Below are 23,057 nucleotides of genomic sequence, written 5' to 3' on the forward strand. Positions count from 1 at the left end.
TGGCGGGCCCCGTCGAGCGGTGTCAACCGCCTATGCCCGTACGTTCCATTCGGCGATCACGGGTCGCCCGTGTTCCGTCGACAGCCTGCAGACCGTGCCGGTGGCCAGCTGGAACAACCGGCCCTCGGCGGGCGGCAGTCCGAGCCGACGGGCCGTCAGGGCCCGTAGGAAATGGCCGTGGGCGACGAGGAGGACGTCACGGTCGTCGTGCGCGAGCGCCGCGTCCACCCGGGCGAGCACCCGGTCGGCGCGCTGTCCGACCGCCGGGGGCGACTCCCCGAGGTGGCCGTCGGGGCCGGGCGGCACGCCGTCGGTCCACAGGTCCCAGCCGGGGCGGGTGCGGTGGATGTCGACGGTGGTGACGCCCTCGTAGCCGCCGTAGTCCCACTCGTGCAGGTCGGGTTCGGCCACGGCCCCGGTGAGACCGGCGAGTTCGGCCGTGCGGATCGCGCGCTGCAGGGTGCTGGTCAGGGTCAGTGCGAAGGTCCGGCCGGAGAGGAGCGGGGCGAGGGACTTGGCCTGTTCCTCGCCGCGTTCGGTGAGGGGCAGGTCGGTCCAGCTGGTGTGCTGTCCCGACCTGCTCCACCGTGTCTCCCCGTGGCGGACCAGCAGAAGATCCCCCACGGCCGGACTAGTCCTGCGCCGACTCGACGGCGTGGCCGCCGAACTGGTTGCGCAGCGCCGCGATCATCTTCATCTGCGGCGAGTCGTCCTGCCGGGACGCGAACCGCGCGAAGAGCGAGGCGGTGATGGCCGGCAGCGGGACGGCGTTGTCGATGGCGGCCTCGACCGTCCAGCGGCCCTCGCCGGAGTCCTCGGCGTAGCCGCGCAGCTTGTCCAGGTGCACGTCCTCGTCGAGGGCGTTGACCGCCAGGTCGAGCAGCCAGGACCGGATGACCGTGCCCTCCTGCCAGGACCGGAAGACCTCGCGCACGTTCTCCACCGAGTCGACCTTCTCGAGCAGCTCCCAGCCCTCGGCGTAGGCCTGCATCATGGCGTACTCGATGCCGTTGTGGACCATCTTCGAGAAGTGCCCGGCGCCGACCTTGCCGGCGTGGACATAGCCGTACGGGCCCTCCGGCTTGAGCGCGTCGAAGATCGGCTGGAGCGGCTCGACGTGCTTCTTGTCGCCGCCGACCATCAGGGCGTAGCCGTTCTGCAGGCCCCACACGCCGCCGGAGACGCCGGCGTCGACGAAGCCGATGCCCTTGGCGCCGAGCTCCAGGGCGTGCTTCTCGTCGTCCGTCCAGCGGGAGTTGCCGCCGTCGACGACCGTGTCGCCGGGGGAGAGGAGTCCGCCGAGCTCGTCGACGACCGACTGGGTCGCGGCGCCGGCCGGGACCATCACCCAGACCACGCGCGGGGCTTGCAGCCCGTCGACGAGTTCGGCCAGGCTCGCCACGTCGGAGACTTCGGGGTTGCGGTCGTAGCCGATGACGGTGTGGCCGGCGCGGCGGATCCGCTCGCGCATGTTGCCGCCCATCTTGCCGAGGCCGATCAGGCCGAGCTGCACCGGTGCCATGTCAGTTCACTTCCTTGAGCTCGCGGTACGCGGCCACGAGAGCGGTGGTGGAGGGGTCCAGACCGGGCACGGACGCGCCTTCGGTCAGGGCGGGTTCGACGCGCTTGGCGAGGACCTTGCCGAGCTCGACGCCCCACTGGTCGAAGGAGTCGATGTTCCAGATCGCGCCCTGCACGAACACCTTGTGCTCGTAGAGGGCGATGAGCTGGCCGAGGACCGAGGGGGTCAGCTCACGGGCCAGGATCGTGGTCGTGGGGTGGTTGCCCTGGAAGGTGCGGTGCGCTGCCTGCTCCTCGGGGACGCCCTCCGCCCGGACCTCGTCCGCGGTCTTGCCGAAGGCGAGCGCCTGGCCCTGCGCGAACAGGTTGGCCATCAACAGGTCGTGCTGCGCGGCCAGTTCGCCGCTCAGCTCGCCGACCGGGCGGGCGAACCCGATGAGATCGGCCGGGATGACCTTCGTGCCCTGGTGGATCAACTGGTAGTACGCGTGCTGCCCGTTGGTGCCCGGCGTGCCCCACACCACCGGCCCGGTCTGCCACCGCACGGGCTGTCCGTCGCGCTGCACCGACTTGCCGTTGGACTCCATGTCGAGCTGCTGGAGATAGGCGGTGAACTTGGACAGATAGTGGCTGTAGGGCAGCACGGCGTGCGACTGGGCGTCGAAGAAGTTGCCGTACCAGATGCCCAACAGGCCCAGGATCAGCGGGGCGTTGGCCTCGGCGGGCGCGGTGCGGAAGTGGTCGTCGACGATCCTGAACCCGTCGAGAAGCTCCCGGAACCGCTCCGGGCCGATGGCGATCATCAGCGACAGGCCGATCGCCGAGTCGAAGGAGTAGCGGCCGCCGACCCAGTCCCAGAACTCGAACATGTTGGCCGTGTCGATGCCGAAGCCGGCGACCTTCTCGGCGTTCGTGGACAGCGCGACGAAGTGCTTGGCGACCGCCTTCTCCTCGCCGCCCAGACCGTCGAGGAGCCAGGAGCGGGCCGAGGTCGCGTTGGTGATCGTCTCGATCGTGGTGAACGTCTTGGAGGCGACGATGAACAGCGTCTCGGCGGGGTCCAGGTCCCGGACGGCCTCGTGGAGGTCGGCGCCGTCCACGTTGGAGACGAACCGGAAGGTCAGCGAGCGGTCCGTGAAGGCTCGCAGCGCCTCGTACGCCATCGCCGGACCCAGGTCGGAGCCGCCGATGCCGATGTTGACGACATTGCGGATACGGCGTCCCGTGTGACCGGTCCAGGCGCCACTGCGCACCCGCTCGGCGAAGTCGCCCATCCGGCCGAGCACGGCGTGGACCTGCGGTACGACGTTCTCGCCGGCGACCTCGACGACGGCGCCGGCGGGGGCGCGCAGCGCGGTGTGCAGCACCGCCCGGTCCTCGGTGAGGTTGATCCGCTCGCCGCGGAACATGGCGTCGCGCAGCCCGAACACGTCGGTGGCGGCGGCCAGTTGCTGCAGGAGGGCGAGCGTGTCGTCGGTGATCAGGTGCTTGGAGTAGTCGATGCGCAGGTCGCCGACGCGCACCACGTACCGCTCGGCGCGCTGCGGATCGGCCGCGAACAGCTCCCGCAGATGCGCCTGCCGGCCGGCGCGGTGGTCCTCCAGAGCCGCCCATTCGGGCCGCTGGTCGAGGCGGAGGGAGTCAGACATGAGAGGGGGTCTCCTTGGGAGCCTCGCCCCGCAGGGCGACGGCGTACATCTCGTCCGCGTCGAGGCGCCTGAGCTCCTCGGCGATGAGTTCGGAGGTGGGGCGGACCTTCAGCGCGAGGGTGCGCGAGGGCTGGCCGGGCAGGGTGAGGGTGGCCAGCGGGCCTTCGGGGCGGTCGATGACGATCTCGCCGTTCGCGGTGCCGAGCCGGACGGCCGTGACGACCGGTCCCGCGGTGACGACCCGCTCGACCGTGACGCCGAGGCGGGCCTGCAGCCAGCGCGCGAGCAGTTCGGCGCTGGGGTTCTCGGCCTCGCTCTCGACGGCGGCCGAGGTGATCGGCACCCGGGCCTGGTCCAGGGCCGCCGCGAGCATCGAGCGCCACGGGGTGAGCCGGGTCCAGGCCAGGTCGGTGTCGCCGGGGGCGTACGACCGCACACGCGCGTCCAGGGCGGTCAGCGGCCGCTCGACGGCGTACATGTCGGTGATCCGGCGCTGCGCGAGGGCGCCCAGCGGGTCCTTGGCGGGGTTCTCCGGCGCGTCCACCGGCCACCACACGACGACCGGCGCGTCCGGCAGCAGCAGCGGCAGGACGACGGAGTCGGCGTGCTCGGACACCTCGCCGTAGGTCCGCAGGATGACCGTCTCGCCCGTGCCGGCGTCGGCGCCCACCCGGACCTCGGCGTCGAGGTGGGAGTTGGTCCGGTCGCGCGGCGAGCGGGCGTGCCGCTTGATGACGACCAGGGTGCGCGAGGGGTGCTCGTGCGAGGCCTCCTCGGACGCCTTGATCGAGTCGTAAGCGTTTTCTTCGTCCGTGACGATGACCATCGTCAGGACCATGCCCACGGCGGGTGTGCCGATGGCGCGGCGACCCTGCACCAACGCCTTGTTGATCTTGCTTGCCGTGGTGTCCGTCAGGTCGATCTTCATGGCCTGCGCCAGCTCCGTCCGTCTCGTGCGAGCATCTCGTCGGCTTCCTCGGGTCCCCAGCTGCCCGAGGCGTACTGCGCGGGCCTGCCGTGCCGTGCCCAGTACTCCTCGATCGGGTCGAGGATCTTCCAGGACTCTTCCACTTCCTGGTGGCGCGGGAACAGGTTGGCGTCGCCGAGCAGCACGTCCAGGATGAGCCGCTCGTACGCCTCCGGGCTGGACTCGGTGAAGGACTCGCCGTACGCGAAGTCCATCGTGACGTCCCGGATCTCCATCGAGGTGCCCGGCACCTTGGAGCCGAACCGCACCGTGATGCCCTCGTCCGGCTGCACGCGGATGACGATGGCGTTCTGGCCGAGCTCCTCGGTGGCGGTGGAGTCGAACGGGGAGTGCGGCGCCCGCTGGAAGACGACGGCGATCTCGGTGACCCGGCGGCCGAGCCGCTTGCCGGTGCGCAGATAGAACGGGACGCCCGCCCAGCGGCGGTTGTCGACGTTCAGCTTCACGGCGGCGAAGGTGTCCGTCGTGGAGGACGGATCGATGCCGTCCTCCTCCAGGTAACCGCTTACGCGCTCGCCGCCCTGCCAGGCGCCCGCGTACTGCGCCCGCACGGTGTGCTTCCCGAGATCCTCCGGCAGCTTGACGGCCTTGAGCACCTTGAGCTTCTCGGTGAGCAGCGAGGCCGCGTCGAAGGAGGCCGGCTCCTCCATGGCGGTGAGGGCCATGAGCTGCAGCAGATGGTTCTGGATGACGTCACGCGCCGAGCCGATGCCGTCGTAGTAACCGGCACGCCCGCCGATACCGATGTCCTCCGCCATCGTGATCTGCACATGGTCGACGTACGACCGGTTCCAGATCGGCTCGAACATGGTGTTGGCGAAACGCAGCGCCAGGATGTTCTGGACGGTCTCCTTGCCCAGGTAGTGGTCGATGCGGAAGACCTGGTCCGGTTCGAACACGTCGTGCACGACGGCGTTCAGCTCACGCGCGCTGACCAGGTCGTGGCCGAACGGCTTCTCGATGACCGCCCGCCGCCAGGACCCCTCCGCCGCCTTCGCCAGCCCGTGCTTCTTGAGCTGCTCGACGACCTTGGGGAAGAACTTCGGCGGCACGGAGAGATAGAAGGCGAAGTTGCCGCCGGTGCCCCGGGAGGCGTCCAGTTCGTCGACCGCCTTGCGCAGCTGCTCGAAGGCGGTGTCGTCGTCGAAGTCGCCCGGGATGAACCGCATGCCCTCGGCGAGCTGCTGCCAGACCTCCTCGCGAAACGGCGTGCGGGAGTGGTCGCGCACCGCGTCGTGGACGACCTGCGCGAAGTCCTGGTCCGCCCAGTCGCGACGGGCGAAGCCGACGAGCGAGAAGCCCGGCGGGAGCAGACCGCGGTTGGCGAGGTCGTAGATCGCCGGCATCAGCTTCTTGCGGGACAGATCGCCGGTCACGCCGAAGATGACGAGGCCGGAGGGGCCGGCCACATTGGGCAGCCGCCTGTCGCGGGCGTCCCGCAGGGGGTTCTCCCAGTCAGTGCCGACACTGCTGGTGCTCATTCCGCGTCAACTCCCTCGATCGTCAGCGACTTCGTGACCGCGTCCAGAAGGTCCTGCCATGCCACCGCGAACTTGGCGACACCCTCGTCCTCCAACCGGGTGACGACCTCGTCGTAGGAGATGCCGAGCGCCTCGACCGCGGCCAGGTCGGCGCGGGCCTGGGCGTAGCCGCCGGTGACCGTGTCGCCGGTGATGTCGCCGTGGTCGGCGGTGGCGTTCAGCGTGGCCTCGGGCATGGTGTTGACCGTGCCCGGTGCGACCAGATCGTCTACATACAGCGTGTCCTTGTATGCAGGATCCTTCACACCGGTGGATGCCCACAGCGGACGCTGCTTGTTCGCCTTGGCCCCGGCCAGCGCGATCCAGCGGTCACCGGCGAAGACGTCCTCGTAGGCCTCGTAGGCCAACCGGGCGTTGGCGAGCGCCGCCCGTCCCTTCAGGGCGAGGGCCGCGTCCGTGCCGAGGGCGGTCAGCCGCTTGTCGATCTCGGCGTCGACGCGGGAGACGAAGAAGGACGCCACGGAGTGGATCGGAGCCAGGTCCAGGCCCTTGGCCTGCGCCTTCTCCAGGCCGGCCAGGTAGGCGTCCATGACCTCGCGGTAGCGCTCCAGCGAGAAGATCAGCGTGACGTTGACGCTGATGCCGAGGCCGATGACCTCGGTGATCGCCGGCAGCCCGGCCTTCGTCGCCGGGATCTTGATCATGACGTTGGGCCGGTCGACCAGCCAGGCCAGCTGCTTGGCCTCGGCGATCGTGGCGGCCGTGTCATGGGCCAGCCGGGGGTCGACCTCGATGGAGACCCGGCCGTCACGACCACCCGTGGCCGTGTATACAGAATGCAGAATATCGGCTGCGGCACGCACATCGGCGGTCGTCATCATCCGGACGGCCTCGTCGACCGTGACGCCTCGCACCGCCAGGTCGGCGAGCTGCTCCTCGTAGCCCGCTCCGGAGCCGATGGCGGCCTGGAAGATGGACGGGTTGGTGGTGACGCCGACGACGTTCCTCGTCTCGACGAGTTCGGCGAGGTTGCCGGAGGCGATCCGCCCCCGGGACAGGTCGTCCAGCCAGATGGAGACGCCCTCGTCGGACAGACGCTGGAGCGCTCCCGGCGTCGTGGTTGCGGTAGCGGTTGCTACAGCGGTTTCTGTCCCGGTCACTTCGTTCACAGTAGTCATCTTCTTTCGTGCGTTCGGATCAACCACGGGCTGCGGAAAGCGATTCCCGCGCCGCCGCGGCGACGTTCTCGGCGGTGAAGCCGTACTCGGCGAACAGGGTCCCGGCGTCGGCGGAGGCGCCGAAGTGCTCCAGGGAGACGATGCGTCCCGCATCGCCCACGAACCGGTGCCAGGTGAGGCCGATGCCCGCCTCGACCGCGACGCGGGCCTTCACCGACGGCGGCAGGACCCGGTCGCGGTACTCGCGCGGCTGCTCCTCGAACCACTCCACGGACGGCATCGACACCACCCGGGCGCCGATCCCCTCCGCCTCCAGCGCCTCGCGCGCCGCGACGGCGAGATGCACCTCGGAACCGGTTGCGATCAGGACGACATCGGGCGTCTCGGTCGAGGAGTCCTTCAGGACGTAACCGCCCTTCGCCGCGTCCGGGTCGGGCGCGTAGGTCGGGACGCCCTGACGGGTGAGGGCCAGGCCGTGCGGGGCGGGACGCGTGGCGTGCCGCTTCAGGATCTCGGCCCACGCGATCGCCGTCTCGTTGGCGTCGGCGGGGCGGACGATGTTCAGACCGGGGATGGCGCGCAGCGAGGCCAGGTGCTCGACCGGCTGATGGGTCGGGCCGTCCTCGCCGAGACCGATCGAGTCGTGCGTCCACACGTACGTCACCGGCAACTGCATGAGCGCCGACATGCGCACGGCGTTGCGCATGTAGTCGGAGAACACCAGGAACGTGCCGCCGTAGACACGGGTGTTGCCGTGCAGCGCGATGCCGTTCATCTCCGCGGCCATCGAGAACTCGCGGATGCCGAAGTGGATCGTGCGGCCGTACGGGTCCGCCTCCGGCAGCGGGTTGCCCGTGGGCAGGAACGACGACGTCTTGTCGATGGTGGTGTTGTTCGACCCGGCGAGGTCGGCGGAGCCGCCCCACAGCTCGGGGATGATCGCGCCGAGCGCCTGGAGCACCTTGCCGGACGCGGCGCGGGTCGCGACGGACTTTCCGGTATCGAACACCGGAACCGCTTTCTCCCAGCCGTCGGGGAGCTGACCTGCGACGACCCGGTCGAACAGCTGCGCGCGCTGCGGCTGTGCCGCGCGCCACTCGGCGAGCTGCTTGTCCCAGGCCGCGTGCGCCTCGGCGCCCCGGTCGAGAGCGGCCCGGGTATGGGCGAGGACGGCGTCCGAGACCTCGAAGGACTGCTCCGGGTCGAAGCCGAGGACCCGCTTGGTCGCCGCGATCTCCTCGGCGCCCAGGGCGGAGCCGTGCGAGGCCTCGGTGTTCTGCGCGTTCGGCGCGGGCCAGGCGATGATCGTGCGCAGCGAGATGATCGAGGGACGCCCGGTCTCGGCCTGCGCGGCCCGCAGGGCGGCGTACAGGGCGCGGACGTCGACGTCGCCGTCCTCGGTCGGCTCCACGCGCTGGGTGTGCCAGCCGTAGGCCTCGTAGCGCTTCAGCACATCCTCGGAGAACGCGGTGGCGGTGTCGCCCTCGATGGAGATGTGGTTGTCGTCGTAGACGAAGACGAGGTTTCCGAGCTTCTGATGGCCGGCCATCGAGGACGCCTCCGCGGAGACGCCCTCCTCCAGGTCGCCGTCGGAGACGATCGCCCAGACGGTGTGGTCGAAGGGCGACTCGCCCTGCGGGGCCTCGGGGTCGAACAGGCCGCGCTCGTAGCGGGCGGCCATCGCCATGCCGACGGCGTTGGCGACGCCCTGGCCGAGCGGGCCGGTCGTCGTCTCGACGCCGGCGGTGTGCCCGTACTCGGGGTGACCGGGGGTCTTGGAGCCGTGCGTGCGGAAGCGCTTCAGGTCCGCCAGCTCCAGTTCGTAGCCGGCGAGGAAGAGTTGGGTGTAGAGGGTCAGCGAGGTGTGGCCGGGGGACAGCACGAAGCGGTCGCGACCGGTCCACTCCGGATCCGCCGGATCGTGCCGCATCACCTTCTGAAAGATCGTGTACGCGACCGGCGCCAGGCTCATCGCGGTTCCGGGATGGCCGTTGCCCACCTGCTGCACGGCGTCCGCCGCCAGCAGACGTGCGGTGTCGACGGCGCGCCGGTCTCTGTCGGTCCACTCGAAACTGCTCGGTGTCTGCGTGCTCATCTTCAAGAAATCCTCGATGGAAACGGTTCAGCTGGTCTGACGTGTTCAAAAGTAAAAGTCTGACTTTTATGGTGGAAGGTCTTCCTGTGTCAGCCTGTGGTGAAAGTGGGACACCCGCAGGTGACAGATGAGCGGCGCGGAGCCATACCGAGCGATACCGGACGGCGATCGTGCGGCAAAAGAGGGACATCGTGGACACAACCATCCAAGGCGGAGCCGGTGAGGGCATCAGAACCCTGCCCTTCCCCGTCGAGCACAGCGTCGGCGGCGTCGGCATGCAGGTGGGCCCCATGGGGCCGCTGGGCGAGGGCGGCACCGGCCGCCCCTGGCCCACCGACGCCCCGCTGGACCGCGTCCACCGCATCGACTTCCACGTGGTGATGCTCTTCGACGAGGGTCCCGTCCGCCACATGATCGACTTCGCGGAGCACCGGCCGACCGCCGGCGAACTGCTGTGGATCCGCCCCGGCCAGGTCCACCGCTTCTCGAGGACGAGCCGCTACCGCGGGACGGTCCTGACCATGCAGCCCGGCTTCCTGCCGCGCGCCACCGTCGAGGCCACCGGCCTGTACCGCTACGACCTGCCGCCGCTGCTGCGCCCGGACGAGGCTCAGCTCGCCGGTCTGCGCGCGGCTCTGACGTATCTGCAGAGGGAGTACGACGACGGCGGCGCCGACGGCACCCTGCCCGTGAGCCTGCACACGGCGGTGCTGCGGCACTCGCTCACCGCGTTTCTGCTGCGGCTGGCGCACCTCGCGGCGAGCAGCGAGGAGGCGTCGCGACGCGAGGCGGGAACCGCTTTCACGCTGTTTCGGGACGCCGTGGAGGAGGACTTCGCGACCAACCACAGCGTCAGCGCCTACGCCGACGCCCTCGGCTACTCCCGCCGCACCCTGGTGCGCGCGGTCCGCGCCGCGACCGGCGAGACGCCCAAGGGTTTCATCGACAAGCGGGTCGTCCTGGAGGCGAAGCGGCTCCTGGCCCACACGGATCTGCCGATCGGCCGGGTCGGTGTGGCGGTGGGCTTCCCCGACGCGGCGAACTTCTCCAAGTTCTTCCAACTGCACACGGGACACACCCCGGTGGCCTTCCGCGCGGAACTGCGCTGAGGGGGACCGGAGCGTGCTGATGCCGGCCGCTTTCCGCAAGGTCGCCGGGACTCGCCTCACCGGTGCCGTGCCACCCGCTGCGCAGCAGCGCGGTGACGCCGGGGGGTTGACGTGTGCGTGGGGGTCAACCGCCCGGCGCCGCCAGGGGTATTGCAGGTGCTCGGTAACTCGGTAACTCGGTGGCTCAGTGGCCGAAGGTGAACCAGTTGACGTTCACGAAGTCGGCCGGCTGGCCGCTGGTGAAGGTCAGATAGACGTCATGGGCGCCGGTGACGGAGCTGATGTTCGCCGGGATCGTCCGCCAGGTCTGCCAGCCGCCGGTGTTGGCCACCGCGAAGCTGCCGATGGGCGTGCTCGTACGGCTGTCGAGGCGCACCTCGACCAGTCCGCTCACCCCGCCGGCCGCGCCGCTGGCGACCCGCGCGCTGAACTGGGTCGCGGCCGTGGAGCCGAAGTTGACGCCCTGGTACAGCGCCCAGTCGCCGTTGGCGAGGGAGCCGATGTCCTGACCGCCGCCGGTGTCCGTGGTGGTCTCGGTGGCCGTGCCCGACTGGCTGTTGTACGACTCGGCCTGGATCGTGCCGTAGGCGTCACGGCTGCCGGTCGGCGGAGGTGTTGTGGTACCGGTTCCACTGCCCGCGGCCTGCAGCACCTGCACGTAGTCCACCACCATCGGGTGGCCCGGCACGGTGGCGCTGTCCAGCCCGCCGCCGAAGGCGTCCGGGAAGGCGCCGCCCATCGCCACGTTCAGGATGATGAAGTAGCCGTGGTTCGTCGCGTTGGTCCAGGTGGTCGCGTCGACCTGGTTGGCGGTGACGGTGTGGAAGTTGACCCCGTCCACGTACCAGCGGATCGTCTCGGGGGTCACCGAGCGGTCCCACTCCATCGTGTAGGTGTGGAAGCCGGACTGGCAGGTCGTGTTGGGACACGCGAGGGAGTTCCCGATGCCGGTGGTCTCGTTGCACGGGCCGCCCGGGTTGGTGCCGCAGTGCATCGTCGCCCACACCTTGTTCAGGCCCTGGACGTTCTCCATGATGTCCAACTCGCCGACGCCCGGCCAGTTCTGGTAGTTGCCGCGGTACGGCGCGCCGAGCGCCCAGAACGCGGGCCAGTAGCCCTCTGCGGCGGTTCCGGTCACGTTCGGCATCTGCAGTCGGGACTCGATGCGCAGCTTGCCGCCGGCCGGGGGCTGGAAGTCGGTGCGATTGGTCTCGATGCGGCCCGAGGTCCAGTTGCCGGCCGCGTCGCGCAGCGGGGTGATGCGCAGATTGCCGTTGCCGTCGAGCGAGACGTTGCTGGTGCTGTTGGTCATCGTCTCGACCTCGCCGGTCCCCCAGTTCGCGGGCCCGCCCGGGTATGAAGTCCCGGTGCTGTACTGCCAGTTGGAGGTGCTGACGCCGGTGCCGGCGGCGCCGGTGAAGTCGTCGAGGAAGACCTGCGTCCAGCCGGCCGGGGGCGTGGGCGCGGAGGCGTTCGCGGGCAGGGTGACGAGCGCCGCGGCGGCGGCCGCCAGGCCTAGCGTGCTGAGTACGGCGATGAGCGCGCGTCGCCTTCTGGGTATGCCGGAGGTTGCACTCATGGGGGGGGTGCCTCTCGGGTACGGAGTGATGGGCGCGGGTGCCTTCGACAGCGTTTGAGAGCGCTCTCAAAGTGGGCCCAATGTGCTCTCCGTCCCGAGAGGCGTCAAGAGTTAAAGCGAAGAAAGTCCTTTCGGGGTAAGGAAGTTCACGGTGTGAACCGGGCAAACGAACTAAAGCGCGCTGCCGGCCTTCCAGTCCGCCCAGGACAGGTTCCAGCCGTTGAGGCCGTTGGCCGGGTCGACGGTCTTCTCGCCCGAGTTCTTCACGATCACCACATCGCCGAGCATCGAGCTCTCGTAGTACTTGTAGCCCGCCACGGAGCTGTCGCTCGCGCCCTTGGCGTCGTGCAGGCCGATGCAGCCGTGGCTGGTGTTCTGGCTGCCGAACACCGAGGTCGAGGCCCAGTAGTTGCCGTGGACGAAGGTGCCGGAGGTGGTCAGCCGCTGGGCGTGCGGGACGTCGGAGATGTCGTACTCGTCGCCGAGGCCGACCGTGGAGGACTCCATCCGGGTCTGCTGGAACCGCTCGCTGATCACCATGATCCCGGACCAGGTGGTGTGGTCGGAGTCGCCGCCGGAGACCGGATAGGTGGCCAGCGTCGCGCCGTCCCGCTTGACCACCATCTCTTTGCTCGACAGATCCACTGTGCTGATTTGTGCGCGCCCGATGTGGAAGGTGACGTCCTTCGACTGCATACCGTAGACACCATCCGATCCCTCGATGTCCTTCAACCGCAGACCGAGGGTGATCTTCGTGCCGGCCGCCCAGTACGTCTGAGGCCGGAAGTCGAGCCGGGTGTCGCTGAACCAGTGCCCGACGACGTCCACGGCCGGCTCGGCGGTCACCGTGATCGCCTTCTGCACGGCGGCCTTGTCCGAGACGGCGTGCGAGAAGTTGATCGAGACGGGCATGCCGACGCCGGAGGTGGAGTTCGCCTCGGGGGTGAAGTAGCCGACGAAGGTCTCGCCGGGGGACTTGGTGGTGAAAGTGGCCGTCTGCGCGGCGGCGCCCTGCGCCTGCGCGGTAACCGTGTACTTGGTGCCGGAGTACGGATTGTCCGTGGACGTCCAGGTGGTCCCGGCCGCGTCCAGGGAGCCGGCCAGCGTCGAGCCGTCGTTGCCCGTCACCTTCACCGAGGCGAGTGTGCCGCCGGTCACGGTGACCTCGACGGGGCTGGTGAAGGCGGCCTTCGTGGTGCCGTCGGCGGGGGTGACCGAGATCACCGGCTGCGGGGCCGCCGCCGAGGCCTTCGTGGACGCCGAGGCCGACGCCCCGGTCGGGTTCTCCGAGGCGTCCGCCGACCCGGAACACCCGGTCAGCGCGACGGCCGGCACCGCCCCGAGCGCGGCCAGGATCCCGCGCCGGGACCACCTCTGCGACTGCTGCTCGGACCGGTTGGATATGTGCGAGACGCCCACGGCACGCCTTCCTGAGTTGTCCACCTTTGCGCGTGCATACTGCGCCTCCTAGATGGGGCGATCCTTTGAATCAGCCGGTCGCTGTCTGAGATTCCTGTGAGGACGGCCTGAGAGACGCTGTCGGCGGTGGGTGCCGGACGCGGGCCGAGGGCGGCGCCGGACGCGCGCCGGCCGTGTGCCGGGGGCGCGTCCGAGCTGCGTGACCGGTCTCACGTGGTGCGCCGCTCCGGGCGGGCCACGGCAGTCGGCACCAGCGGCAGGCGGACGATGCGACGGCATGCGGACGACGCCGGAGGCATGCGCCAGACTCCGACGCGAGTCCTACGCGACTGTTACCGGGACCGGTACCGCGACCGCGACGGTGACGGTGACCGCGACTCCTACGTGAGCGGGTAGTCGTAGCGGATGAAGCCGTTGAAGTTCGCGACCTTGTCGTACAGGGCGCGGGCGGTGGCGTTGTTCTCCTGGGTGCTCCAGTACAGACGCGCGGCGCTCCGCTCGCGCGCCGCGTCGGCCACCCGCTCGATCAGCGCCCGTGCCACACCCTGGCCGCGCATGGCCTCGTCGACGTAGAGGTCCTGGAGGTAACAGTGGTCCGCCGTCCAGCCCGAGACGTGGAACAGGTAGTGCGCGATGCCCACCAGCCTCCCGTCCACCCGGGCGCCGACGGCGTGCACCTCACCGCCGTCGAGCAGGCGCCGCCACATCTCCTCGTAGCCCTCGTCGGGCACCTCTGTGCGGTAGAACGTCTTGTAGCCGCGCGCCAGCACTTCCCAGGCGGCGCGGTCCTCCGGACCCAGCGAACCTATCTCGATCATGGGTGCGCATTCTCGCCGGACGGTCCCGAGATCGCCAACCCTCGTTTCGTACCCGCAGACCACCGCCTACCGCCTACCGCCCACCGGGACCCGGCTCGCGGCCCGGGACTCACTCCCGTCTGCCCTCCGGCTGCCAGCCCAGGGCCCGCGAGATCCCGCGGGCCGCGAGGCGTACGGCGGGCGCCAGTACCGGGACCTGCGCGTCGGCGTGCGGCACGACGACCGACACGGCCGCGACCACCGCGCCGCCAGGACCGCGCACCGGAGCGGCCACCGACAGGGCGTCCTCCGTGACCTGACGACTGCTCACCGCGACTCCTGTGCGCCGGACTTCGGCGAGCACCCTGCGCAACCGCACCGGATCGCTGATGGTGTGCGCGGTGTAGGACGCCAACGTCCCGGCACAGTAGGTCTCTTGGAGATCGGAGCCACAGTGCGCCAGCAGCGCGAGTCCGACGCCGGTGACGTGCAGGGGCCAGCGGGCACCCACCCGGATGTGCACGCCGACCGCCGAACGCCCGGACAGCCACTCGATGTAGACGACCTCGGATCCGTCCCGCACCGCCAACTGCACGTTCTCGTGGGTGGCTTCGTACAGGTCCTCCAGGTAGGGCAGCGCGACCTGCCGCAACGCCAGGCCGCGCGGGGCGAGCGCCGCGACCTCCCAGAGCCGCAGCCCCACGTGGTACGCCCCGGACGGGTCCCGCTCCAGAGCGCCCCACTCGGTCAGCGCGGCCACCAGCCGGTGCGCGGTGGAGAGCGTCAGCCCGGCGCGGCGGCTGATGTCGGTCAGGGACAGCGCGGGATGCGTGTGGTCGAACGCGGCGAGCACGGCGAGGAGCCGGTCCGGCGCGGAGCGGGAGTGCCCGGCGAGTACGCCCTCGCCCAACTGACCCATCTGACTCATTAGGTCCTTCTCACGGCGTCAGGCGAGTCCGTCCTCGGCGATCCGCAGCAGCAGCCTGTGCAGCGTCTCGCGTTCGGCCGGGTCCAGGGGGTCCAGCAGTTCGTTCGTCACGCGCAGGCCGGCCTCGTCGGTGCCGCGCAGGAAGGCGCGGCCGTCCTCGGTGAGGGCGACGATGCGGCTGCGACGGTCGTCCGGGGCCGGGCGGCGCTCGGCGAAGCCCAGCTTCTCCAGGTCGTCCACCAGGCCGACGATCGCGCTGGGGTCGTAGCCGAGCCGCGCGCTCAGCTCACGCTGGAGGGCGCGTTCGGAGGTGGCGAGGAAACGCAGCACCGCGTAGTGGCGCAGCCGCAGCCCCGACTCCTGGAGGAACGTGTTGAAGACCTGACCCGAGCGCAGCCCCAGGCGATACAGCAGGTAACCGGTATCCGCGTGCAGCGCGCGCATCCACGGCTCGTCCGCGTCGATGGGGGCGGCGTTCACTGCGTTGTCCTGGCGGGCGATGGCGGGCTCCCTGGGCTCGGTCCCCTTCCGGGGGAGGGTTCTCGGGGTGTTCTAGGGGTGGATCTCGGGGTGGTTCTCGACGTCATTCTCGGCGGTCGTTCGTCGTACAGATTCCAGCATGGCGCACCCGTAGGTGGGCGACAACTATTGACGACAACAATTATTGCTCTTAGCTTCGATCTCGAAGCCGCACCTGATGTGACTTGAAGCCCCACCCGATGGGACTCGCAGCCGCACCCCATGTGAAGGGACACCGTCGTGCCCAGCATCGATCTCTCCGGCAAGGTCGCCGTCGTCACCGGCAGTGGCCGGGGCCTCGGCCTCGCCTACGCGCACGCCCTGGCCGCCCGCGGCACCTCCGTGGTCGTCAACGACGTCGACGAGGCGGTCGCCGAGCAGGCCGTGAAGTCCATCGTCGAGGCCGGCGGCAAGGCGGTCGCCGAGGTGGTTCCGGTCGGCACCGCCGAGGCCGCGGACCGGCTGGTGAGCCGCGCGGTGGAGGAGTTCGGCCGGCTCGACGTCCTGGTCACCAACGCGGGCATCCTGCGCGACAAGGTGCTGTGGAAGATGACCGACGACGACTTCGACGCGGTGATCGCCACCCACCTCAAGGGCACCTTCACCTGCGCCCGCGCCGCCGCCGTGCGGATGCGCGAGCAGGGCGAGGGCGGCACGCTGATCCTCGTCGGCTCCCCGGCCGGTCAGCGCGGCAACTTCGGCCAGACGAACTACGCCGCCGCCAAGGCCGGCATCGCCGCGTTCGCCCGCACCTGGTCGATGGAACTGGGCCGCGCCGGCATCACCGTGAACGCGATCGTCCCGGTCGCCGCGACCGCGATGACCGAGACCATCCCCGCGTTCGCGCCCTACGTCGAGGCGCTGAAGAACGGCGAGCCGTTCCCGGACTTCCTGCGCAAGGGCGAGGGCTTCGGCACCCCCGAGGACTGCGCCGCGCTCGTGCCCTTCCTGGCCTCCGAGGCCGCCCGGGGCATCACCGGCCAGGCCATCGGCATCGGCGGCGACAAGGTGGCACTCTGGTCGCATCCGCAGGAGATCCGCGCGGCCTACGCCGACGGCGGCTGGACCCCCGAGAGCCTGGCCGACGTCTTCTCCACCTCGGTCGGCGCCGAGCTCCAGACGGTCGGCATCCCGGCCCCCAAGTTCCCGGAGGCGTGATGAGCTCCACCGCGAACCCCTCCCCGGGCCCCGTCCCGAATCCCTCCCCGGGCCCTTCCCCGACCCCAGCCCCGAGCCCTACCCCGAACCCCTCCATGAACGTCGACGAACTGGTCGCGATCGACGTCCACACCCACGCGGAGGTGTCCTCCAAGGGGCACTCCTCGCTGGACGACGATCTGCACGACGCGTCCTCCGCCTACTTCAAGATCGAGGGCAAGCGGAAGCCGACCATCGAGGAGACGGCGGCCTACTACCGGGAGCGGAAGATGGCCGCCGTGATCTTCACGGTGGACGCCGAGTCCGCGACCGGCACCGCCCCCGTCCCGAACGAGGAGGTCGCGGAGGCGGCGGCCGCCAACGCGGACGTCCTCATCCCCTTCGCTTCCATCGACCCCTTCCGCGGGAAGGCGGGCGTGCGGCAGGCGCGGCGCCTGGTCGAGGAGTACGGGGTCAAGGGCTTCAAGTTCCACCCCAGCATCCAGGGCTTCTTCCCCAACGACCGCGCGGTCGCGTACGAGCTGTACGAGGTGATCGAGGAAACCGGTTCCATCGCCCTTTTCCACACCGGTCAGACGGGCATCGGCGCCGGTGTCCCGGGCGGTGGCGGGATCCGGCTCAAGTACTCCAACCCGCTGCATGTGGACGACGTGGCGGCCGACTTCCCCCACCTCAAGATCATCCTGGCGCACCCGTCCTTCCCCTGGCAGGACGAGGCCCTCGCCGTCGCCACGCACAAGCCGGGCGTGCACATCGACCTGTCCGGCTGGTCGCCGAAGTACTTCCCGCCGCAGCTCGTGCAGTACGCCAACACGCTGCTCAAGGACAAGGTCCTCTTCGGCTCCGACTTCCCCGTCCTCACCCCCGACCGCTGGCTCGCCGACTTCGACAAGCTGACGATCAAGGACGACGTGAAGCCGAAGATCCTCAAGGAGAACGCCGCCCGGCTGCTCGGGCTGACCACACCGTAAGGGGCGTGGAAGATGCGCAACGAGGGACTGGGGTCGTGGCCCGCACGCCGGGCCCGCAAGACCCCGCACCGCACCGCCCTGGTACACGGTGAGCAGTCGACGGACTATCGCACACTGTATGCACGCACCACGCGCCTGGCCCACGCCCTGCGGGCCCGGGGCGTGCGGCGCGGCGACCGCATCGCCTACCTCGGCCCCAACCACCCCTCCTACCTGGAGAACCTGTTCGCCGCCGGCACGCTCGGCGCGGTGTTCGTCCCCCTGAACACCCGGCTGGCCGGCCCCGAGATCGCCTACCAGATCGCCGACTCCGGAGCCAAGGCCCTGGTCTACGGCCCCGGGCACGCGGGCCTGGTCGCCGGACTGCCCGGCAACACGGACGTCCGGACGTACGTCGAGGTCGGCGCCGAATACGAGGAGGCGCTCGCCGAGGCCCCCGAGGAGCCGATCGACACGCCCGTCGCCCCCGACGACACCTGCATCATCATGTACACCTCGGGCACCACCGGCCGTCCCAAGGGCGCCATGCTCACGCACGGCAACCTCACCTGGAACGCGATCAACGTCCTCGTCGACACCGACCTGATCGCCGACGAACGCGCCCTGGTCTCCGCGCCGTTGTTCCACACGGCCGGCCTGAACATGCTGACGCTCCCGGTGCTCCTCAAGGGCGGCTGCTGCGTCCTGGTCGAGGCCTTCGACCCGGAGGCCACCTTCGACCTGATCGCCCGGCACCGGATCACCTTCATGTTCGGGGTGCCGACGATGTTCGAGCAGGTGGCCCGGCATCCACGCTGGCCGGACGCCGACCTGTCCTCCCTGCGGATCCTGACCTGCGGCGGCTCGCCGGTGTCCACGCCGCTGATCGCCGCCTACCAGCAGCGCGGGCTCACCTTCCTCCAGGGCTACGGCATGACCGAGGCCGCCCCCGGCACCCTGTTCCTGGACGCCGAGCACTCGATCAGCAAGGCGGGCTCGGCCGGCGTCCCGCACTTCTTCAGCGATGTGCGCGTACTGCGGCCCGACCTCACCCCGGTCGACGTCGGCGAGACCGGCGAGGTCGTCGTGCGCGGGCCGCACGTCATGCCCGGTTACTGGGGGCTGCCGGAGGAGACGGCCGCCTCCTTCGCCGACGGCTGGTTCCGCAGCGGGGACGCGGCCCGGATCGACGAAGACGGTTACGTGCATATCGTCGACCGCATAAAAGACATGATCATCTCGGGTGGGGAGAACATCTACCCCGCCGAGATCGAGGATCTGCTCCTCGCCCACCCCGACATCGTCGAGTGCGCGGTCATCGGGGTGTCGGACGACAAGTGGGGCGAGGTCCCGCGCGCGGTCGTCGTGCCCCGGGAGGGTGCGTCGCTCGACCCCGACGAGGTGCTGGCCTCGCTGTCCGGACGGCTCGCCAAGTACAAGATCCCCAAGTCCGTGGTGGTGGCGGACGAACTCCCGCGCACCGCCTCCGGAAAACTCCTGAAGTCCCGGGTGCGCTCCCGGTTCGGCACAACTCCTGAAGGCAACTCACCTGTGAGGAACGGAACATGAGCATCACCGTCAACGGCGTCGACGAGCTGAAGAAGCTGGCCGGCAGCGACCTGGGCACCAGCGAGTGGATCGCGGTCACCCAGGAGCGCATCGACACGTTCGCCGACGCGACCGGCGACCACCAGTGGATCCACGTCGACCCCGAGCGCGCGAAGGACGGACCGTTCGGCGCCCCCATCGCCCATGGCTATCTGACGCTCTCCCTCTTCATCCCGCTGTTCACCGAGCTGTTGGACGTCCAGGGCGTCACGACGAAGGTCAACTACGGGCTGAACAAGGTGCGGTTCCCCGCGCCGGTGAAGGTCGGCTCACGCATCCGTCTGGCCGGCAGGCTGACCGAGGTCGAGGACGTGCCGGGCGGCGTGCAGATCACCGTCGACGGGGCGATCGAGATCGAGGGGGGCGCGAAGCCGGCGGCCGTGCTGCAGAGCCTTTCGCGGTTCTATGTGTGAGACCGGTTTCTACAACGCGCCGTAGGCGTTGCCGCCGTGGCGAACCGCGCGACCGTCCTGACCGGTCGCGCGGTTCCCCACACCCGTTCGGCGCTCCCGCCCTCCGGGATGCGCCTCAGCGCACGACGTCCACGAAGATCGGGTTGGAGTAGAACCAGGTGTCGGCCCACGGGTCGCCGTTGCCCGGGTCGTGGGGAATCGGGCCGTGCGGGTCCACGGAGGCGCCCAGGTAACCGGTTCCGTTCCGGTTGCCGTCGCTGCCGCGCAGCCGGACGTAGAACGACTCGTCGCCCACCGGCACCGTCACGCGCAGGGTGTACGTCCCCTTGCGGCCGCTCACGTCGGTCGTGTGGACGACCTTCGTGTCGGGCGCCTGCCAGGCGTCGCGGTCGGACTCCGCGCCGCGCACCGCGCCCCGGATCACGTCCACATGCGCCAACTCCGGCAGGATTCCCTGGGGGTTGGGACGGGAGGCGCTCGTGACCGTGATGTTCAGGGTGAGCTTCTCGCCCTTGCGGACCCGCAGTCGGCCGCCGAGGGTGACGCCCCGGCCGTTGCTGTGCTCCCGCCGCAGCCGGACCTCGAGGCCGTCGAGCAGATGCCCGTGGTCCAGCCACACCCGGCCCTCGCGCAGGCCCGTCATCACCGCGCGGTAGCCGTAGCGGGTCACGCCCACATGCGTGCGGCTGAACTGGCCCGGCCAGAAGTCGCTGCCGGCCTGCGGGGTGTCGGTGTTCACCGGGTCGGGCAGCTTGCCGGTGTTGTCGAAGTTCTGCCCGGCCGGCCAGTCGCCGTTCTTCCAGGTGTCGAAGACGGTCCGGTGGTTGTCGGAGTTGGTGGTGATCGAGAACAGCCGGCCCTCGGCCAGCATCGAGTCCCACAGCCCGCCGACCGTCGCCGTCGCCCAGTCGAAGCCGCCGTAGGTGAGGTAGGCGTTCGCCGGATAGCCCGCCCAGGACTGCGCCGAGGGCTTGTTCTCGTACTCGCCGCGGATGGACGTGTTGCCGCGCCAGCCGGGGATCGCCGCGCCCTGGGCGCCGGGCGCGCCCTCCATGCCGATCATGATCTCGGGAGCCGCGTCGCGCCAGGCCCGCATCTCGTGCGGGGAGTCGATGCCGAGCCGCAGCGGGTGGTTCGCGATGACGAGGACGTCGTCCACGTAACCCTTGCGGCGCTGCTCGGCCAGCCACTTGACGGCCTTGACCGCGTGCGCCTCGTTGCGGGCGGTGTCGGCCGCGCCGGCCGCGCCCTCGGTGTAGCCCAGGAGCTTGCCGTCGTAGGCGAGTTCGAACCGCGTGAGCAGGTCGACCTCGTGCGGGCCGGGCGCGGCGAACACCGTGCAGTGCTCGGCGGCCGGGATGTACCACTCCAGCCCCTGGAAGATCAGCTGGCGCGGGTTCTCGGCGCGGGCCTTGAGGATCTCCTTGTGCTCCAGCGCGGCTCCGTAGGAGGCGTGCCCGAAGTTGGAGTGCTCGTTGAACACCATCCAGTCGAGGCCGTACTCGGCGGCGGCCTTGGCCAGCTGGGAGAAGGTGTACTTGGCGTCGTGGCTGTAGACGGAGTGGACGTGGTGGTCGCCGACGAGGTAGGCGAGACGAGGGTCCTCCCCGCCGTGGCCCTGGCCCGCGGTGGCGACGGCGGGGGTGGTGGCCGCCCCGCCGAGGGCGAACGCGGCGCCGAACAGGCCGGCGCTGCGCAGGAGTCCGCGCCTCGACACGCCTTGGGCGTCGAGAGCGGCGGGGGAGACGGACGGATCGGCCCAGGCGGGCAGCTGCTGCTCGGTCACGGTGATCCTCGTGAAAGGGGGTCAGTGGTTCATGAAGGAGGTGATGGGCAGCGCACGTTCGACGATGCGGACGTCGCCGAGGCGGCCGTGCAGGATCTGATCGATCTTGCCCGCGTACTCGTAGCCGCCGAGCAGCCAGGGCAGCCCGACCGAGGCGAGCCCGACGGCGACGGCGTGCGGATTGCGGGCCACCGGGCAGCCCTGGACGTACATCGTGGTGTGCCTGCCGTCGTTGACGACGGCGACGTGCCACCACTTCTCCCGGGCCGTCTCGTCACCCCAGTTGGTGGCGATCCCCTCCTGGTTGAGCGGGCGGGCCGCCCACTGCGGGCCGGGCCCGTCGGAGAGGGACAGCGTGGCGATCGGCTCGTCCGGATCGCCGGCGGTCTTGCCGGCGGCGCCGCCCGTTCCGGTGCGGCTGACCAGACCGGACCAGGCGTGGTGCGAGGGGTCCCAGTCGGCGGGCAGCCGGTAGAACGCCTCGATGGTGTAACCGGCCTTGAAAGTAGTCGAGTTGAGCGGGGCGTCGTCGACCGTCTTCAGGTACGCGCCCTTCAGCGGCGACTTGTAGCCCTGGAACTCCAGGCTGCCGTGGCCGGGTTGGTCGGGGTGGTGGTCGGACGACCAGGTGAGCGCGCCGCCGCCGACACTGACCAGGCTGAGGTCGTTGCCGCGCCCGGACAGGTCGCGGACCGTGCCGGCGACCGCCGTGCCGTCGTCGTGGCCGTCGAACCGCCAGTAGGCGACCGTGCCCCGCACCAGCATCGACGACACCGGACGCGCCGCCCTGGGCGGCACCGGGGCGAAGCCGGAGAAGCGGTCGGCGAAGTCGATGTCGACCGAGAACCGGTCGGCGTCGCCGCTGAGTTCGATCTCCTGCCGCTCCAGCTCGTTGAGCCCCTTCGCGGCCCGGCCCAGGATCCACGGGGAGACCGTCTCCACGTCGATGACGTTCCGGTCGAGGTCGAAGCGGTAGAGGCGGATCATCGCCGCACCGCCGAAGTACCGGTTCTGATAATTCGTCAGGTGCAGATGGACGTCATGTCCCGCCGCGTTCTTGCGCGTTGCCCGACCGGCGGGCCAGTAGTGCCCGTTGAGCGTCAGGAAGATCTGGTCGTGGTTCGCGATGAGCCGCTCCCACAGCTGTTGGCCGTACGCGGAGAGGGCGTCGTCCTCCACGACCAGCTCGTGCGTGGTCAGCACGACGGGCGTCCTCGGGTGCCGGGCCAGGACGTCGGCGGCCCAGGCGTAACCCTGGTCCGACAGCCGCCAGTCCAGCGCCAGCACCATCCACTCCCGGCCGGCCGCCTGGAACAGATGGAAGGTGTTGTAGCCGTCGGGGGAGGCCCCGCCGAAGGTGGACTTCCCCTTGAAGCGCTGCGGACCGAAGGCGTCCAGGTACGGGGTCGGGCCGCGCTGGTCGGTCGTCGACGACTTCACGTCGTGATTGCCGGCCAGCACGCTGTAGCCGACCCCGCGCCGGTCGAGCAACCCGAACGCCTCGCTGATCGCGGTGACTTCGTCCTTCGCCCCGTTCTCCGTGAGGTCGCCGAGGTGGGACAGGAACACGATGTTCTCGTCCCGGCCGTGCTCCAGCAGATAGCGCAGGGACGCCTCGACCGGCTCCTTGTCGATGCTCGGACCGTCGAAGAGGTACTGCGTGTCGGGCATGACCGCGAGCGTGAAGCGGCGACTGTCGGCATCGGGCCGCCACTTGGCGGAAGCCGCCTCCGGGGAGGCGGCCTCAGCGGTGGCCGGCAGGGCGACGCCGGCCGTGGCGGCGGCTCCGAGCAGGGCCGTGGCCCGCAGGAATCCGCGTCTTCCGGCACCGGCCTGCGCGGCCTCGCCCTGATTCTGGGCATGCGAAGTACACACATGT

Annotated in this window: 19 protein-coding genes; 5 read left to right on the forward strand and 14 right to left on the reverse strand. The window is 70.1% G+C overall.

Annotated elements, in window-relative coordinates; translation table 11 throughout:
- Window positions 1–30 precede the first annotated feature (30 nt).
- Genes ACWCPF_RS12810 through tkt form a run of 7 tightly spaced genes read right to left on the reverse strand, consistent with a single transcriptional unit; the run spans window position 31 to window position 8,912 of the window.
- On the reverse strand, window positions 31–624 hold the full coding sequence (locus ACWCPF_RS12810; protein ID WP_451045017.1) for a histidine phosphatase family protein: 594 nt from the start codon (window positions 622–624) through the stop codon (window positions 31–33).
- 7 nt (window positions 625–631) lie between these two features.
- The gene (gene gnd, locus ACWCPF_RS12815) at window positions 632–1,513 is read right to left on the reverse strand and encodes a phosphogluconate dehydrogenase (NAD(+)-dependent, decarboxylating) (protein ID WP_451045161.1); all 882 of its coding nucleotides are present in this window, start codon (window positions 1,511–1,513) and stop codon (window positions 632–634) included.
- Window positions 1,514–1,523: 10 nt separating this feature from the next.
- Window positions 1,524–3,170 carry a glucose-6-phosphate isomerase gene (gene pgi / locus ACWCPF_RS12820; protein ID WP_451045018.1) on the reverse strand — a complete coding sequence of 549 codons (1,647 nt, stop codon included), beginning with the start codon at window positions 3,168–3,170 and terminating at the stop codon, window positions 1,524–1,526.
- Window positions 3,163–4,098 carry a glucose-6-phosphate dehydrogenase assembly protein OpcA gene (gene opcA, locus ACWCPF_RS12825; protein WP_451045019.1) on the reverse strand — a complete coding sequence of 312 codons (936 nt, stop codon included), beginning with the start codon at window positions 4,096–4,098 and terminating at the stop codon, window positions 3,163–3,165. The genes pgi and opcA overlap by 8 nt, the downstream gene beginning before the upstream one ends.
- Complete coding sequence (gene zwf / locus ACWCPF_RS12830) at window positions 4,095–5,639, reverse strand: glucose-6-phosphate dehydrogenase (RefSeq protein WP_451045020.1); 1,545 nt, start codon at window positions 5,637–5,639, stop codon at window positions 4,095–4,097. Before zwf ends, opcA begins: the two co-directional genes overlap by 4 nt.
- Window positions 5,636–6,817, reverse strand: a complete 1,182-nt coding sequence (tal, locus tag ACWCPF_RS12835; protein ID WP_451045021.1) for a transaldolase — start codon at window positions 6,815–6,817, stop codon at window positions 5,636–5,638. The genes zwf and tal overlap by 4 nt, the downstream gene beginning before the upstream one ends.
- 19 nt (window positions 6,818–6,836) lie before the next feature.
- On the reverse strand, window positions 6,837–8,912 hold the full coding sequence (gene tkt / locus ACWCPF_RS12840) for a transketolase (protein WP_451045022.1): 2,076 nt from the start codon (window positions 8,910–8,912) through the stop codon (window positions 6,837–6,839).
- A gap of 188 nt (window positions 8,913–9,100) precedes the next feature.
- On the opposite strand from tkt, the gene ACWCPF_RS12845 reads away from it, so the two are divergent.
- Complete coding sequence (locus tag ACWCPF_RS12845) at window positions 9,101–10,021, forward strand: helix-turn-helix domain-containing protein (RefSeq protein ID WP_451045162.1); 921 nt, start codon at window positions 9,101–9,103, stop codon at window positions 10,019–10,021.
- 184 nt (window positions 10,022–10,205) lie between these two features.
- Here the strand turns inward: ACWCPF_RS12845 and ACWCPF_RS12850 are convergent, their stop codons facing one another.
- The 5 genes from ACWCPF_RS12850 to ACWCPF_RS12870 all read right to left on the reverse strand — a co-directional run bounded on the left by ACWCPF_RS12850 (window position 10,206) and on the right by ACWCPF_RS12870 (window position 15,188).
- Window positions 10,206–11,600: a glycoside hydrolase family 16 protein gene (locus ACWCPF_RS12850; RefSeq protein WP_451045023.1), complete on the reverse strand. Its 1,395-nt coding sequence runs from the start codon at window positions 11,598–11,600 to the stop codon at window positions 10,206–10,208.
- A gap of 171 nt (window positions 11,601–11,771) precedes the next feature.
- On the reverse strand, window positions 11,772–13,019 hold the full coding sequence (locus ACWCPF_RS12855) for a L,D-transpeptidase (protein WP_451045024.1): 1,248 nt from the start codon (window positions 13,017–13,019) through the stop codon (window positions 11,772–11,774).
- 380 nt (window positions 13,020–13,399) lie between these two features.
- The gene (locus ACWCPF_RS12860) at window positions 13,400–13,837 is read right to left on the reverse strand and encodes an N-acetyltransferase family protein (RefSeq protein ID WP_451045025.1); all 438 of its coding nucleotides are present in this window, start codon (window positions 13,835–13,837) and stop codon (window positions 13,400–13,402) included.
- A gap of 109 nt (window positions 13,838–13,946) precedes the next feature.
- Window positions 13,947–14,744 carry an IclR family transcriptional regulator gene (locus tag ACWCPF_RS12865; protein ID WP_451045026.1) on the reverse strand — a complete coding sequence of 266 codons (798 nt, stop codon included), beginning with the start codon at window positions 14,742–14,744 and terminating at the stop codon, window positions 13,947–13,949.
- 18 nt (window positions 14,745–14,762) lie between these two features.
- Window positions 14,763–15,188, reverse strand: coding sequence for a MarR family winged helix-turn-helix transcriptional regulator (locus ACWCPF_RS12870; protein WP_451045163.1), 426 nt, complete (start codon window positions 15,186–15,188; stop codon window positions 14,763–14,765).
- A 315-nt stretch (window positions 15,189–15,503) separates the two neighbouring features.
- Here ACWCPF_RS12870 and ACWCPF_RS12875 point away from each other — a divergent pair, with 315 nt between their 5' ends.
- The 4 genes from ACWCPF_RS12875 (at window position 15,504) to ACWCPF_RS12890 (ending at window position 19,392) form a co-directional block, all read left to right on the forward strand.
- Complete coding sequence (locus tag ACWCPF_RS12875; RefSeq protein ID WP_451045027.1) at window positions 15,504–16,421, forward strand: SDR family NAD(P)-dependent oxidoreductase; 918 nt, start codon at window positions 15,504–15,506, stop codon at window positions 16,419–16,421.
- 95 nt (window positions 16,422–16,516) lie between these two features.
- Window positions 16,517–17,392: an amidohydrolase family protein gene (locus ACWCPF_RS12880; RefSeq protein WP_451045028.1), complete on the forward strand. Its 876-nt coding sequence runs from the start codon at window positions 16,517–16,519 to the stop codon at window positions 17,390–17,392.
- Window positions 17,393–17,404: 12 nt separating this feature from the next.
- Window positions 17,405–18,940 (forward strand): acyl-CoA synthetase, encoded by a 1,536-nt coding sequence (locus ACWCPF_RS12885; RefSeq protein WP_451045029.1) that lies wholly within the window; start codon window positions 17,405–17,407, stop codon window positions 18,938–18,940.
- The gene (locus ACWCPF_RS12890; RefSeq protein WP_451045030.1) at window positions 18,937–19,392 is read left to right on the forward strand and encodes a MaoC family dehydratase; all 456 of its coding nucleotides are present in this window, start codon (window positions 18,937–18,939) and stop codon (window positions 19,390–19,392) included. The genes ACWCPF_RS12885 and ACWCPF_RS12890 overlap by 4 nt, the downstream gene beginning before the upstream one ends.
- Window positions 19,393–19,507: 115 nt before the next feature.
- On the opposite strand, the gene ACWCPF_RS12895 is transcribed toward ACWCPF_RS12890, so the two are convergent.
- Both ACWCPF_RS12895 and ACWCPF_RS12900 read right to left on the reverse strand, forming a co-directional pair.
- Window positions 19,508–21,178 (reverse strand): PHP domain-containing protein, encoded by a 1,671-nt coding sequence (locus ACWCPF_RS12895; RefSeq protein ID WP_451045031.1) that lies wholly within the window; start codon window positions 21,176–21,178, stop codon window positions 19,508–19,510.
- 21 nt (window positions 21,179–21,199) lie between these two features.
- Window positions 21,200–23,053 (reverse strand): LamG-like jellyroll fold domain-containing protein, encoded by a 1,854-nt coding sequence (locus ACWCPF_RS12900; protein ID WP_451045032.1) that lies wholly within the window; start codon window positions 23,051–23,053, stop codon window positions 21,200–21,202.
- Window positions 23,054–23,057: the final 4 nt, after the last annotated feature.

It is taken from the genome of Streptomyces sp. NPDC001858 (assembly GCF_053594615.1).